The organism is Chitinophaga sp. W3I9, from assembly GCF_050434025.1.
Classification (GTDB): domain Bacteria; phylum Bacteroidota; class Bacteroidia; order Chitinophagales; family Chitinophagaceae; genus Chitinophaga.
On record NZ_JBNPWC010000001.1, the window covers coordinates 7,137,440 to 7,152,291 of the forward strand.

General features: G+C 47.2%; 10 protein-coding genes. 5 read left to right on the top strand and 5 right to left on the bottom strand.

The window, feature by feature from the left end; genetic code table 11:
• Nucleotides 1-5: 5 nt before the first annotated feature.
• Nucleotides 6-854 carry a BadF/BadG/BcrA/BcrD ATPase family protein gene (locus QFZ51_RS28855; RefSeq protein ID WP_429050860.1) on the bottom strand — a complete coding sequence of 283 codons (849 nt, stop codon included), beginning with the start codon at nt 852-854 and terminating at the stop codon, nt 6-8.
• Between the two features lie 216 nt (nt 855-1,070).
• Between QFZ51_RS28855 and QFZ51_RS28860 the strand changes: the two genes are divergently transcribed.
• Nucleotides 1,071-2,687: a S41 family peptidase gene (locus QFZ51_RS28860; protein ID WP_429050862.1), complete on the top strand. Its 1,617-nt coding sequence runs from the start codon at nt 1,071-1,073 to the stop codon at nt 2,685-2,687.
• A 247-nt stretch (nt 2,688-2,934) separates the two neighbouring features.
• Here the strand turns inward: QFZ51_RS28860 and QFZ51_RS28865 are convergent, their stop codons facing one another.
• Both QFZ51_RS28865 and QFZ51_RS28870 read right to left on the bottom strand, forming a co-directional pair.
• On the bottom strand, nt 2,935-5,055 hold the full coding sequence (locus QFZ51_RS28865) for a carboxy terminal-processing peptidase (RefSeq protein WP_429050864.1): 2,121 nt from the start codon (nt 5,053-5,055) through the stop codon (nt 2,935-2,937).
• A 302-nt stretch (nt 5,056-5,357) separates the two neighbouring features.
• On the bottom strand, nt 5,358-6,587 hold the full coding sequence (locus tag QFZ51_RS28870) for a PQQ-dependent sugar dehydrogenase (RefSeq protein ID WP_429050865.1): 1,230 nt from the start codon (nt 6,585-6,587) through the stop codon (nt 5,358-5,360).
• Nucleotides 6,588-6,729: 142 nt separating this feature from the next.
• Here QFZ51_RS28870 and QFZ51_RS28875 point away from each other — a divergent pair, with 142 nt between their 5' ends.
• Entirely contained in the window at nt 6,730-7,986 is a 1,257-nt protein-coding gene (locus QFZ51_RS28875; protein WP_429050867.1) for an MFS transporter, read from the top strand.
• A gap of 47 nt (nt 7,987-8,033) precedes the next feature.
• Here the strand turns inward: QFZ51_RS28875 and QFZ51_RS28880 are convergent, their stop codons facing one another.
• Complete coding sequence (locus QFZ51_RS28880) at nt 8,034-8,528, bottom strand: YkgJ family cysteine cluster protein (RefSeq protein WP_079470457.1); 495 nt, start codon at nt 8,526-8,528, stop codon at nt 8,034-8,036.
• A gap of 164 nt (nt 8,529-8,692) precedes the next feature.
• Here QFZ51_RS28880 and gcvP point away from each other — a divergent pair, with 164 nt between their 5' ends.
• Nucleotides 8,693-11,560, top strand: a complete 2,868-nt coding sequence (gcvP, locus tag QFZ51_RS28885; protein WP_429050869.1) for an aminomethyl-transferring glycine dehydrogenase — start codon at nt 8,693-8,695, stop codon at nt 11,558-11,560.
• A gap of 79 nt (nt 11,561-11,639) precedes the next feature.
• Here gcvP and QFZ51_RS28890 read toward each other — a convergent pair whose 3' ends face one another.
• Nucleotides 11,640-12,890 carry an ectonucleotide pyrophosphatase/phosphodiesterase gene (locus QFZ51_RS28890; protein WP_429050871.1) on the bottom strand — a complete coding sequence of 417 codons (1,251 nt, stop codon included), beginning with the start codon at nt 12,888-12,890 and terminating at the stop codon, nt 11,640-11,642.
• Nucleotides 12,891-13,205: 315 nt separating this feature from the next.
• On the opposite strand from QFZ51_RS28890, the gene QFZ51_RS28895 reads away from it, so the two are divergent.
• Complete coding sequence (locus QFZ51_RS28895) at nt 13,206-13,718, top strand: hypothetical protein (protein WP_370912384.1); 513 nt, start codon at nt 13,206-13,208, stop codon at nt 13,716-13,718.
• A 201-nt stretch (nt 13,719-13,919) separates the two neighbouring features.
• On the top strand, nt 13,920-14,843 hold the full coding sequence (locus tag QFZ51_RS28900; protein ID WP_429050873.1) for a hypothetical protein: 924 nt from the start codon (nt 13,920-13,922) through the stop codon (nt 14,841-14,843).
• Nucleotides 14,844-14,852: the final 9 nt, after the last annotated feature.

Genomic DNA, 14,852 nt, shown 5'->3' on the forward strand with positions numbered 1-14,852 from the left:
AATGATTAACGATGATATTCCAGCAAGCCTTCCATGGGCGTGCGCAGCACTTTGCCCATAGGCAATTCATACAGTTCACACAATTCGCTGATGATGTCGCGGAAGTGCCATGCAACGCCACCGGTAAAATGCAGTGCTGTGGTCCAGCTTTCCCGGTATTTATAAATATGGTTAAAGAAGAAGTCGTTCAGCCCGTCCTCCAGGATGTTCTGGATCATATAATGCTCGCGGTTTTCCGACAGGAACTCTGTAAACCCTGCCAGGTAACGGTTGGCTAACGGCTTCCGGTATACGCTTTCCAGGATCTCGTCTTTATTGGTATGGTACTTATATTCGAAGCGGGCGTGCAGGTCGTCATCAAAACTATGGTAGAGATAATACTGCAGCACCTTACGTCCGAGGTAGGCGCCACTGCCTTCATCGCCCAGGATAAAGCCCAGACCCGGATTATTTTTCACCACTTCTCTACCATCATAGTAACAGGAATTGGAGCCGGTGCCTAAAATGCTTACCACGCCTCCCTGTGTGCCACAAAGTGCGCGGGCTGCGCCCATGAGGTCGTGCTGCACATCAAATGCAGCACCTGGCCATACTGCCTTTATTGCATCGGATACCAGTTGCAGGTTCTTAGGCTGCGACAGGCCTGTTCCATAAAAGTATACCTCTGTTACCGGTTGGCCGGCAGGTAATTGGGGAACCAGTTCCGTTTCGAAGATGGCCCTGATCTGCTCCGCAGATTGAAAATACGGGCTCACACCCTGCGTTTTCAATACCAGCGGTTCCGCCGCGCCCAGCAAGCCCCATTCCGTCTTCGTAGATCCGCTGTCTGCTATTAACTTTATTCCAGCACCCATATCCGGTTATTTATGAAATTTAAGAATCCTAAAAGTTTGCACCCGATTTATGCTATTTTTGTCACAATTTAAACAAAAGGGGTTCATAAAAACAAATGGCCCCTTTAAGTTTAGATGATGATGATACATGTATGCAGCAGATTGCTTTCCGCCAGGTGCTTTTGCTACATGGATATAAAGATTGGTCATATAAATTAGCGGGATAATAATCTGATTATGTCTAACAGGAAGTTGAATGTTTTTTTACCTCTTCTCTTTGCAGTTGTATTAGCCCTGGGAATGTTCCTCGGACATAAAATGCCTGGATCGAACAACGGAGGGGCGACTGTATTTTTTACCAAACCCAACAGGGGTCCGTTACAGGAAGTAATGGACCTGATCAAAGCGAAATATGTAGATTCACTCAATACAGACGATTTACAGCAGGAAGCGATAGAAGGATTATTAACCCACCTGGACCCCCACTCCATATATATACCTCCTTCCGAACTGCAACGGGTGAATGAAGATATGGAAGGTAACTTTGAAGGGATCGGGGTAGAATTCAATATCACGGCAGATACAGTGAACGTGGTGAGTGTGCTGAGTGGCGGCCCGTCTGAAACCGCAGGCGTGCAAACCGGCGATAAGATCCTGAAGGTGAACGACAGCCTCGTAGCCGGTAACAGCATTACTCCTGAAAAGATCCGCAAACTGCTGAGAGGCCCCGCGGGTTCTACTGTGAATACCATCGTATTGAGACAGGATAAAAAAATTACCATTCCCATCAAAAGAGGCGTTATTCCTTTGTATAGTGTAGACGCCAGCTACATGGCAGCTCCCGGTGTGGGCTATATCAAGATCAGTAAATTCTCCGCTACCACCTACGATGAGTTTATGAAAGCTATCCGTCAGCTGGAAAAACAAGGCATGGAGAAACTGGTCATTGACCTCAGGCAAAACCCCGGCGGCTACCTGGATGCAGCCACCCGCATAGCCGATGAACTTATCGACGACCAGAAGCTGATTGTATACACGAAGGGCAAAGATTTCCCGCGTACGGATTATAAAACGAAACGGCCGGGCCTTTTTGAAAGAGGCGCCCTCGCGGTACTTACTGATGAAGGCTCTGCATCCGCCAGCGAAATTCTTGCAGGCGCCATACAGGACTGGGACCGTGGCACCGTTATTGGCCGCCGCACCTTTGGTAAAGGCCTGGTGCAGGAACAATATGACCTGGACAACGGAGGCGCACTCCGTCTTACCGTAGCCCGCTACTACATTCCTTCCGGCAGAAGTATTCAGAAACCCTACGGAAAAGGACATGATGATTATGATGACGACATCATTGAACGTTACCACCATGGCGAAATGGTAAACAAAGACAGTATCAGAATAATAGATACTGTGCTTTATAAAACAGCAGCAGGCCGCCCGGTTTACGGCGGTGGCGGTATTACACCGGATATTTTCATTCCGTTTGATACCTCCCGCTTTACACCTACTTTAACAGCCATTTATACCCGTAATACGTTCAGTAACTTTGCGTATCAATATTATACCACGCACCGGGAAACCTTCAAGTCCTATAAGAATGCAGAAGCTTTCACCAAAAATTTCCAGACCACACCAGAACTGATCAGTGACTTTAAAGCGTACGCCCAAAAAGACAGCGTACCAGGCCTGGATCATCTTACTGCCCGTGACGAAACAGAAATCCGTACAAGGCTCAAAGCCATGCTGGCCCGCCAACTGTACAGAACAGAGGGTTTCTACGAAGCCATTAACGCCGAAGACCCTATGGTAAAGAAAGCACTCGAAGTGGTGGGCAAGGAAAAAGGCGCCTCTGACTAATCGCCTTCGGCGATTTTAAATTGTCTTGGGCACTGATTACGCTGATTATACTGATTGTTCGGATTTGATCATATTTGATTTTAAAGATTAAGGGAGATAGAAGTGAATACTCACTTTTATCTCCCTTAGTTATTTATAAAAAAATCTTAATAAAATCAAAAGAATAAAAATCAAGCCAATCAGTATAATCAGCGTAATCAGTGCCCAAGACAATTTAAAATCGCCGAAGGCGATGAAAGCGATCCTTCTACTGGTTCTTACGCTGCATCTTAGGCAATGACTGAACGATCAGGTCGTTCATTACGTTCACGGCTTCATCGAGATAGATGTCTTTGGTTCTGATCCTGATCCAGTCCTTGTTACGGGCTATCTTGGAAGAGTCGCTGCCAAATTTCTCCATGTCGGATTTGATGTTTACGATATTGAGTTCTTTTACTTTATCGTTTACTGCGTCATATTTCTTGAGTGCAGCGGTGTTTGTTTTTTGTTCTGTTTTGTAAGTCTGCAAGTTCAGGGAATAAGTTTCCTGTTTTTCCAGCTTCTTTAAAGTGTTCAGGTTTTCATTGAGCAGTTTAAAGGCTGGGCTGGTGGCCATTCTTTTTTCGCTGTTCTTTTTCAGTGATTCTGCATTTACCGGGTTATACCATGCGGTGAAGCTTGCGCGCGGAATTTCATCCCATGCCAGTGCGTCAGAGTCTTTGCGTTCAGCTATTTCGTAGTATGGATCCGGCAGTACAATATCGGAAGCCACACCTTTCAGCTGGGTAGAGCCGCCATCGGCACGGTAGAATTTCTGCTGGGTAAGTTTCAGGGCGCCGAGACTGCCACCGTCTTTAACAGGGTAGAAATCATCCAGGTTGAAGAGACGCTGTACGGTACCTTTACCGAATGTTTGGGTGCTGCCGATGATAACGGCACGTTTGTAATCCTGCATGGCTGCGGCCATAATTTCGGAGGCGGAGGCGCTGTATTCATTCACCATGATGGCCAGTGGTCCTTCGTATTGTACATTCTTATCGCGATCGCGCAGCACTACCGCGTCGCCACCACGGGAACGTACCTGTACCACGGGGCCTTCCGGAATAAACAGGCCGGCCATTTGCACTACATCCTGGAGGGAGCCACCGCCGTTGAAGCGGAGATCGAGGATGATACCTTCTACGTTTTCTGCTTTCAGTTTAGCTACTTCTTTGGCAACGTCTTCCGCGCTGCGGGCGCCGTTACGGTCGTTGAAGTCGGCGTAGAATTCCGGCAGGTAGATATAGCCTATTTTATGTTGTCCGTTGATGATCGCTGATTTGGCGAATGTTTCTTCGGTAACAATTTCATCACGGATGATGGTTATTTCTTTGGTGGTACCATCTACGCTTCTCACGGTCAGTTTAACGGGGGTACCTTTTTTACCACGGATCAGTTTCACCGCATCTTCTACGGGGTAACCGGTAATATCCACTGGTTCGGTATTTCCCTGTGCTACTTTCTGGATTACATCGTTGGCTTTCAGTTGTCCCTGTTTCCAGCTTGGACTTCCGGTAACGATGCTGATTACGCGGATTTTGTCGCCTTCTTCTTTCAGCTGTGCGCCAATACCAAAGAATTTACCGGCCATCTGTTCTTCGAACGCGCGTTTTTCATCCGGCGGGAAGTAGTCGGTGTGCGGATCCATGGTAGTGGTGATCGCATTTACATAAAGATTAAAGCGATCATTATCGTTCTGTCTGTTTTTCAGACGTTCAAAATAGCGGTCGTACAGTTGTTTTACCTTTACACGGGCTTCTGCTTCCAGTTCCACATCGGTTTTGGTTTTAATACTGTCCTTTCCTTTATCTTTCTCCCTCATTTCCTGGAGGTCCGTCAATTTTTCCAGCGTACGGTATTTCAGTACTTTGCGCCAGGCTTCTTTACGGGCATTTTCGTCTGCAGGGAAATCCACTTTATCCGGATCCAGTGTTACCTTTTCATCTACGGTGAAATCAAAAGGTTTGGACAGGATTTCGGGATAGATCGCTGCTGCTTCAGCCACCCGTTGTTTGATCAGGGTGTTGATGCTGCGGAAACAGTCGATCGGTGCGCCTTTCAGTTCATCATCAATATGAACGGCGAGCGGCATGAGCTTATCCACATCTGTTTTCAGGAAAAATTTCTTTTCCGTATCCAGGCTACGCAGGTATTTATTAAAAACTTCGGTGGAGAATTTATCATCTATTGCTTTAGGTTGATAATGCCCTTCTTTCAGCATCTGCCCTACCAGGTTCATGATCACCTCGTAACGACCGGGAGGATCGTCATTATGTCCGAGCTTATTAAAAGCCAACACGCCTGCGGAGATGCTAAGCAGCACAACCGGTATAATCACTTTCAGTCTCATATGTATCTCAATTGAACTTAAACGTTGTCAAATCAAATATAAAATAAAATCACCCGTCGGTCGTGCAATTTATTTCCTTTTAACAAAAAATTGGGCCAAACGGGCACCAGGCGAGATACATGGCTGAAAAGCGTTGCTTTTCCCGCTCGCTACAGTACCTGTAAGGATGTTGTTGCCGGTCCTTTAATACGGCTCCATGACCGGAGTATACCCTAAGTATACGGGGAGTATCCCGGGAGTATCCTCCTATGAAGGGTGGACCCAGCGTAAACGATTAAGGTGGTGGCCGGAATGTTGAAAATTTATTCTTTTACCAGCTTATATACTGCTCCTTTAAAGCCACTGCTGCCGGAAGTGCTGGCAAGCATATAAAGTTCGCCCTGTTCATCCTCTCCCCAGCTGAGGATCTGGAGGTTATCGGCAGGGCGGCCGGTGAGTTCCAGGGGAGCGCTGTCCCATTTTTGCCCGTTGGGCCTGAGTACAAAGGTTTTCCCGTTATAATCGCCGAAAACATATAATCCTTTCAGTGCCGGGATGGCGCTTCCGCGATATACATAGCCGCCGGTGATACTTATCCCCACATCGTGGCTGTATTCGTGGATAGGTGCAATCAATGCCGACTTATCAGCACCGGCAGGCACATTATAATCGTGGTTGCCTTCCAGGATGCGCCAGCCGTAGTTACCGCCCTTGGTGATGATGTCTACTTCTTCATACTTATTCTGTCCAACGTCGCCCGCAAAGAGCATCCTGGTGGTTTTATCGAAAGAAAAGCGCCAGGGATTCCGAAGGCCGTAGGCCCATATTTCAGGCCGGGTGTCGGGCCGGTTAACGAAAGGATTATCCGGCGGGATGGAATAGGGTGTTCCATTGACATTTATTCTTAATATTTTACCCAGTAAAGTATTGAGGTTCTGACCATTACCGATAGTGCCGTGTTTGTCGCCGCCACCACCGCCATCGCCGAGTCCTATATACAGGTAGCCATCGGGACCAAACTGCAGCTGGCCGCCGTTATGATTGGATTCCGGTTCATCCACTTCCAGCACAATCCTTTTGGAAGCCGGGTTGGCCAGGTTGGGATTTGCTGCTGTAGTGGTAAACTCTACCAGGCGGCTGGTGTGGTCGAAGCCGGACTTTTTGGTGGGCGAGCTGTAATACACATAAAATTTATGGTTCGATTTAAAATCGGGATGAAAGGCCATTCCCAGCAGGCCGCGTTCATCATACCCGGGATTTACGGAGATCATATCGCTGCTTACATCCAGGAAAGGGGTGGGAAGGAGTTTATTTTGCTGCACGATCCATACTTTCCCTTCTTTCTGACAGAAAAATAACCTGCCGGTACCATCCCCTGGCACGGCCATATTTACCGGAGATATGAACTGGTCTGTTACCAGCTGCAGCTTCGCTTTCCGGGGCGCATTAGCCGGAGGCTCCGGGCCATCATCGTTGGAATTGTTGCCGGCACAGGCAAACTGTATGAATATCGCCGGCAATAAAGCCCGGAAAATGAGGGTATGTATTTCCATAGAACTGCGGTATTAATGCAGAATAAATATAAACCAGAAATGGGAAAAGAAGAAGTGATTGTGGTGGGCGGTGAAAGCGGATTGTCCGATATTCTGCTGTCGCCGTTTGTGATTTTTGTACCTTCGCAAAAAACTCATCAGGTTGGACACTACGGCACCGAAAAAGAACGACCCATACGCTTCGCTACGCTTTCCGGAATTCAATTATTACCTGGTAATCCGCTTTGCGCTTGTATTTGCGCTGGCTATGCAGTTTGCCATTATAGAATGGAAAGTATATGAAATTTCAAAAGATCCCTTCTCACTGGGATTGATAGGTTTGGCAGAAGTAATTCCAGCCGTGTTGCTGGCGCCGTTTGCCGGTCACATGGTGGACAAACGGGAGAAGCGGGGCATGCTGCTCAATTGTGTGATTGCTTATTTGTTTATCAGCTCGGGATTATTCCTCTTAACCTGGGACCGTGCCGTAGCCGGTGTTTCAAAGCACTGGGTGCTGAACCTCATTTACCTGCTGGTTTTCCTGGGCGGCATTGTGCGGGCCTATACCAGTCCTTCCAACTTTACCCTGATGTCGTTGCTGGTACCGCGTGAGTTGTATGCCAATGCCTCTACCTGGAGCAGTTCCGCCTGGCAGATAGGCGGTGTGCTGGGGCCTGCGCTGGGCGGGCTTTTCATTCACTGGTTCGGCGTGCACTGGTCGATGTTGATGGTGGTATTCGTTTTCCTGGCTCCTTTATACAGCTTGCTGAAGATAAAGCCCAAGCCGGTTTATTATAAACCGAAGGGTGAGAGTTTTGTGACTGGTCTTACTGAAGGGATGCGGTTTGTATGGAAAACCAAAGTAGTTTTAAATGCGATGGCACTTGATATGTTTGCAGTATTATTTGGCGGCGCGGTAGCGATGTTACCGGCATTTGCCACGGATGTGCTGCATGTGGGTTCCCTGGGATATGGGTTGCTGCGTTCTGCTCCTGCGGTGGGCGCATTAGTAACCATGTTTATACTTGCGCACCGGCCATTGGTGAACAAACCGGGTATTAAGCTGCTGGCGGCGGTATTCGGCTTTGGTTTAACCATTATATTGTTTGGTCTTTCCACGAGCTTTTACCTGTCGATGTTTGCGCTGCTGATCAGCGGTGCGCTGGATGGTATCAGCGTGATCATACGGCAAACGATTTTGCAGTTAAAAACGCCGGACGACATGCGTGGCCGGGTGGCATCGGTAAGTTCGATGTTTGTAGGTTCTTCCAATGAGCTGGGGGCGTTCGAAAGCGGCTTTATGGCCAGGGCAATGGGACTGGTGCCGTCGGTGGTATTTGGAGGGTGTGTTACATTGGGTGTGGTGATCACCACTTATATTATTTCACCGGCCATGCGTAAGCTGGATCTGAAGCCGTAGTGGGACGGTCAGTGCTGTGAAGCACTAACCGCTTCCGGCACCTATCTTTATAAATCCATCTTTTCCTTTAACTTTTCCAGTACATAATAAACGGCCGGGCAAACGGTGCTGTTTTCGTAAGTGATCTTCGGGCGTTTAAAGAAGTCGTAACTATCTGTGTAGGGATAGTTGGCGCAATCGCCGGGACGTACATCATAGATGCCGCAGTAGTTGTCGGCGCCCAGGAAAGGGCACGGTGTGAACTTCACCACATAGTCCTCATCCTTATCCAGCCGCAGGTAGGTTTCAATGAAATCGCCTTCCTTCATGCCCAGGTGTTTGGAGATGCGCCTGATATCGGGTCCTTTGAAGCGGGGGCTGATGGTTTTGCAGCAGTTACCGCACTGGAGGCAGTCAATTTTACTGAATGCTTCCTCATGCAGGTCCGGTAAAAGTTTCTCTACTCCTTTTCCACGGCGGGTTTGCAGTTTTGCGAGAAACTGTTTATTCGCTTTTTGCTTGTCCTGGGCCTTCTGTTCCCAGTCTTCTAATATTTTGCTCATTTGGTGCAAAGATAGGTAATTAGTCTGTGGACAAAATTATGACATATACGCCCATCCCTGAAGTATCATTTATCACTGTTTTCCCCCGCCAGTATTGATTGTTTGGCCGTTGCTTAAAATCTGCATAGCTTTGCGCATTCTATTTCAAATTACCTGCTTACATCATGAATCTTTTTGATATTCAACAAAATGAATTCGTGCACCGTCACATAGGGCCGAATGAAAGAGAGACCAACCAGATGCTGGAAACCATCGGGGCCTCCAACCTGGACCAGCTGATCAGCAAAACCGTTCCGGGCGCCATCCGTATGCAACAGCCACTGGCTATTCCTGCAGCGATGGGTGAAAGCGATTATCTCCGTCATCTGAAGGACATATCGCTGAAAAACAAAGTTTACCGCAATTACATTGGCCAGGGTTATTTTGATACGATTACGCCGAGTGTTATCCTGCGTAATGTATTTGAGAATCCAGGATGGTATACCCAGTATACTCCCTACCAGGCAGAAATTTCCCAGGGCCGCCTGGAAAGCCTGCTGAACTACCAGACGATGGTATGTGACCTGACAGGGCTGCCAATTGCCAACGCTTCCCTGCTGGATGAAGCCACTGCAGCGGCAGAAGCCATGACGATGTTCTTCAATGCGCTGAACAAGGATCATGACCATGTAACCAGGCCTAAATTTTTTGTAGATAACAACGTATACCCGCAAACGCTGGATGTAATTTATACCCGTGCTACCCCGCTTCAGATTGAAGTGGTAGTAGGCGATTACAAAACTGCTTCCTTCGACGAATTATACTTTGGTGCGTTGATCCAGTATCCCGACAACGTGGGTGCTGCGGCCGACTACCGTAGTTTCATTGACCAGGTACATGCAGTGGGTGCATTTGTTGGTGTGGCAACAGACCTGCTGGCACTAACCCTGCTTACTTCTCCCGGCGACATGGGCGCTGATGCGGCCTTTGGTTCTGCACAGCGCTTTGGTGTTCCATTAGGCTTTGGTGGTCCGCACGCTGCTTTCTTTGCAGTAAAAGACGACTTTAAACGTTCTATCCCGGGTCGTATCATTGGCGTGAGCATTGATGCCAACGGCGGCCGTGCGCTGCGTATGGCACTGCAAACCCGTGAACAGCACATCAAACGTGAAAAAGCAACTTCCAATATCTGTACTGCACAAGCTTTGCTGGCCAATATGGCCGCTATGTATGCCGTATATCATGGACCGGAGGGACTGAAAAATATTGCCACCCGCATTTCGCTGCTGGCCAATACACTGGCCGGTAAGCTGAAGGCGAAAGGGCTGAAACTGGCGTCAGACAGCTTCTTCGACACTATTGTAGTGGAAGGCGCGGCCGCTGATGTTAAAGATGCTGCAGAAGCATTGGGCATTAACTTCCGTTATTTCGCCAATGGCAATGTAGGTATCTCTCTCGACGAAACCACTACCATAGCTGATGTAAATGATATCCTGCACGTATTTGGCGCAGGTACTACAGATGCAGCAACCGTTTCCAACGGTACCACCGGTGTTCCTGCTGATCTGCAACGTACTTCTCCCTACCTGCAATACCCGGTATTTAACAGCTATCACAGCGAATCACTGATGATGCGTTACCTGAAGATGCTGGAAAACAAGGATCTTTCCCTGAACACTTCCATGATCTCCCTGGGTTCCTGCACGATGAAGCTGAATGCAGCTACCGAGATGATTCCTCTGAGCTGGGCACACTGGAGCAAAATGCATCCGTTTGCCCCTAAAAACCAGGTAGGCGGCTATTTACAGATGGCGGACGAACTGGGAGAATACCTCAGCAAAATTACCGGCTTTGACGCATGCAGCCTGCAACCCAACAGTGGTGCACAGGGCGAATACGCCGGCCTGCTGGTGATCCGCGAATACCAGAAGAGCAGAGGTGAAGGCCACCGTAATGTAATGCTGATCCCGATCAGCGCACACGGCACCAACCCTGCATCTGCAGTAATGGCGGGCTACAAGGTAGTCATTGTAAAAGCGCTGGAAAACGGCTACATCGATGTGGACGATCTGAAAGCAAAAGCAGCAGCAAACAGTAAAGACCTCGCCGGTATCATGATCACTTATCCATCTACCTATGGCGTATATGAAGAAAGTGTGAAAGATATCTGCGCAACTATACATGAACACGGCGGACAGGTGTATATGGATGGCGCCAATATGAATGCCCAGGTAGGTTTAACCGCACCCGGACTGATTGGCGCAGACGTTTGTCACCTGAACCTGCACAAAACTTTCGCTATCCCTCACGGTGGCGGCGGTCCCGGCATGGGCCCTATCTGCGTAGCCAAACACCTGGCGCCATTCCTGCCAGGACACGTTACGCTGAACGACGGCAAACCATCCAACGCAGTATCTGCAGCGCCGTTTGGTTCTGCCAGCATCCTGCTGATCTCTTACGCTTACATCCGCATGCTTGGATTTAAAGGCGTTAAACTGGCGTCTGAATTTGCGATCCTGAATGCCAATTACATGAAGGCACGACTGGAAAAAGCATACGACATCCTGTATACCGGTGTTAACGGCACCTGTGCGCATGAATTCATTGTAGATCTCCGTCCGTTTAAAGCAGCTGCCGGTATTGAAGCGGAAGATGTGGCCAAACGCCTGATGGATTACGGTTTCCACGCTCCTACCATGAGCTTCCCGGTTCCGGGTACGATCATGATTGAGCCTACCGAAAGTGAGGATAAAGGTGAGCTGGATCGTTTCTGCGATGCAATGCTGGCTATCCGTGAAGAGATCCGTGCGGTAGAACAGGGTCAGAGCGATAAACAAAACAACGTACTGAAAAATGCACCGCATACCCAACAGGTGATCACTGCTGATGAATGGACCCGTCCATACAGCCGCCAGCAGGCAGCATTCCCACTGGAATATGTTAAGGCAAATAAATTCTGGCCTTCTGTAAGCCGTATCAACAATACATTCGGCGACAGGAACCTGATCTGTACCTGCGAACCTGCAAGTGCCTATGAGGAAGCAGCAGTATAAGCTGTTGGTTTAATATTAAAAGAGAAGGGGATAGACATGGCGTCTGTCCCCTTCTCTTTTTTATGCAGATATATAACAGTTATTGTAAGACAGGCTCCAGTACTTCCAGGCGCCCGTCGATAGGCTGTGTAATATCCAGGCCAAGTATTCTTGCTACTAACGGGTACACATGTACGTTTTCAAAAGTGGCAATACGGGTATGGGGTTTAAAGGCCGGGCCCCAGGCCATGAATATAGCGTTCATGTTGGTGAGGTTATTATCATAACCATGATGACCGGGATGTGCTTCTTTTGCCGGTGTAAATATATAGTTGGCTTCTGCCAGCAGGACAATATCACCAATACGGTTGTAAATATCTTCCTGGCCATAGTGCCATCTTTCCGGTGTTTCCTTTTTCAGGTAAGCGGTATAATGATTTTCGTGTTGTTTGAGATAATCGTAAGCGGTTTTGATTTCCTCATCGGTTTTACCGTATAGCATTACCTTTTCGTTCCCCGGCATACTTTTCAGGGGTTGCAGAGCGGGTACATCGGGCAGGGTGATGGTGTGAGTGGTGTCTGCCTGCATCATGCCGTGATCGGATACCACGATAAAATTTACCGGCAGGTTCAGCTGTGCTACAGCTGTCACCATTTTACCGATGGCGGCATCCACGAATTGTACGGCGCTGCGTAGGCTGTCGGCGTCCGGTCCCCAGGAATGCCCCATGTGATCCACTTCGGGGAAGTAGAAGGTAATGAAGTGCGGCCGTTGGTCTTCCGGCAGGCGGAGCCAGTTTACTACTGTTTGGATGCGCTGATCGATACCTGTTTTTTCCTGGTACTTAAAATAGTAAGTAGGACGTATATTTTGAATGGCGCTTTCTGATCCAACCCAGAAATAGCTGGCGCTGAGCATTTCCTGTTTCTCTGCCAGCACCCATAATGGCACGCCATTGTACCAGGTACCATCCTCCACGGCATCGCGGTTGCCTACTTTATAAACGGCATCCCGTTTACGGTCGTAAAAAAGATTATCCACCAGGCCGTGATGAGCCGGGTAAAGCCCGGTAGCCAGGGAATAATGATTGGGAAAAGTAAGTGATGGAAATGCCGGCTGCATGGCGGTAGCGCGAACGCCCGCTCCTGAAAGACGCAGCAGGTTTTGTGCATTGTATTTTTCGGCGTAATCATACCGGAAGCCATCAATGGAAATCATGATCACATAGGGCCTCGATTGCTGTGTTGCGCTGTTCTTCCTTCCTTCCACCACCAGTTGGGCAGTATCCTGGGCATAGCCGGCAAAGCTGATCGATAACAGGATGGCGGCTAATAAAAAAATCCTTTTCACTATTTACGATGTTTATGATTGCATAGTAATAATTGGGGAAGAATAACAGATGATGGGTTATAATGCGGGGCAAATTAGAAAACTATTTCCATTCAAAACGGGATCAGCAATTATATATCCGTTAAAAAAAGACAGTTGTGAGTTACCACAACTATTAAAATCCCCATAAACATGTAATAATATTTTAACACATATTTTCTCAAAACAGCTATATATCAGCAAAATGATAATCACTAAATAAAAAATTATATATATAATTTTAATTAATTAATTGTTTATCTATATATTAGCCTACTGAAAAACCATCTAACAACTATGTCTGATTACACCTTTATTACAACTGAGGAACATTTTTTATTACAGGATGCGCTGAAGAGGAACAAGCAACAGTTAACAAAATTCACCCTTATCGGTTTTGGGCTATTATTGATTGCTGCTGTAATACCCCAAATTTATTTGTACACTCACAACAACCTGGGTGATGCGGATGATTCGCTCCTGTCGTTCAAAAACCTTTGGTTCTGGGTATGGCTGTTATGCTTTGTGATAGCGTTGATATTTGCGTTGATAAAAGTAACTGATATACGCTACTGGGCTATTAAAAAGGATTTGTCGGCCTTGCAGAAAGGCACTTTACAGGCGCCGATGGAAGCGGTATACCTGGAAAACAATGATACGCAAACCAATATTATGATCCTGCTGGAGAATAAAAAGAAACGCCTGTTTTACTGGATGCGTGGGGCATTGGAAGGATACAGGGCCGGACAGGAAGTGGAAATCACCTATGCCCGTTATTCCCGCGTAATTATCAGTATCAACAAGAAATAATTTACCACCGTTTTGAAATGCCGGCCCTGTGCGTAAGCTTAATAGCTGACGTACAGGGCTGTATTATTTGCAAAATGTAACATTTAGCCGGTAAAAGCGTTTGTATCATAAACCCTGTACCCGTGGGGGATGCGCTTGATAATTTGATGTTGTTTTTCACCGGAAACTATCTATAAAACAGTATTTTTAACCAGGTTGTTAATGCGTTTACTTTTGCTACATCCAATAAAAATCCTGCTGTATTGTACTGCGCTGTTGCTATTCATCATAGCGCCCGCCTGTCAATGCAAAAAGGATAATAGTGTTACTCCCCCACCCCGGCCTGAACCACCAAAAGACATTTACCTCGTTACCTCCATCCGTGTAAATAACGTACCGAAAGACAGCCTCGTTTATAACGATCAGCACCAGGTTACAGAGAGATGGGATTACAATACATCTTACCGGATCTGGCAAAATTATGTGGCTTACCAGTACAACCAGGAAGGGTATGTATCGATGGCCAGATATTATAACGAAAATGACAATACCATCAAAAGTCTTAGCCAGAAGGACTCTGTAGCATGGACAACAGACAGGATTATCGTTTACACCACCTTTTACAGGGAACTCGGTAATGAGATTTCCGGATACGATACGCTTGGTTATTTACATATTAACAATCAAAGGCTACTTACCCTGGCAGGCACTAAAGACACTATTCCTATTGGTGTAGGAGTAGCTGTATTATACAAACAATACCAATATAACGGGAAAGACATCACGCAATTCCTGGATTGGAACTGGTATCATGTAGCTAACGGGCAACCCACTTCCTTCATGAACAAATTTGATTTGGCATATCTTCCATTTGGGAACCCTTTGTTTCCACAGGTATCAAAAAATCCACTGTTGTTCCGCGCCATTGGTGGTGATAATTTCCCCTATTCTTCCAACGAATATTACCCTTACCTGTTGAGTGAACACCTGGCCGGGGCTTTTACCTATGAAGCAGATGATGTACCTTCGAAGATATGCCCTGTAACCTATAAAATGTACGATACCACGCATTATCCACAAACGCAAAGCATTGCAGGCATCAATAAAACGATTGATTATACTTATAAAGTGATTAAAGCAGAATAAGAACAGATT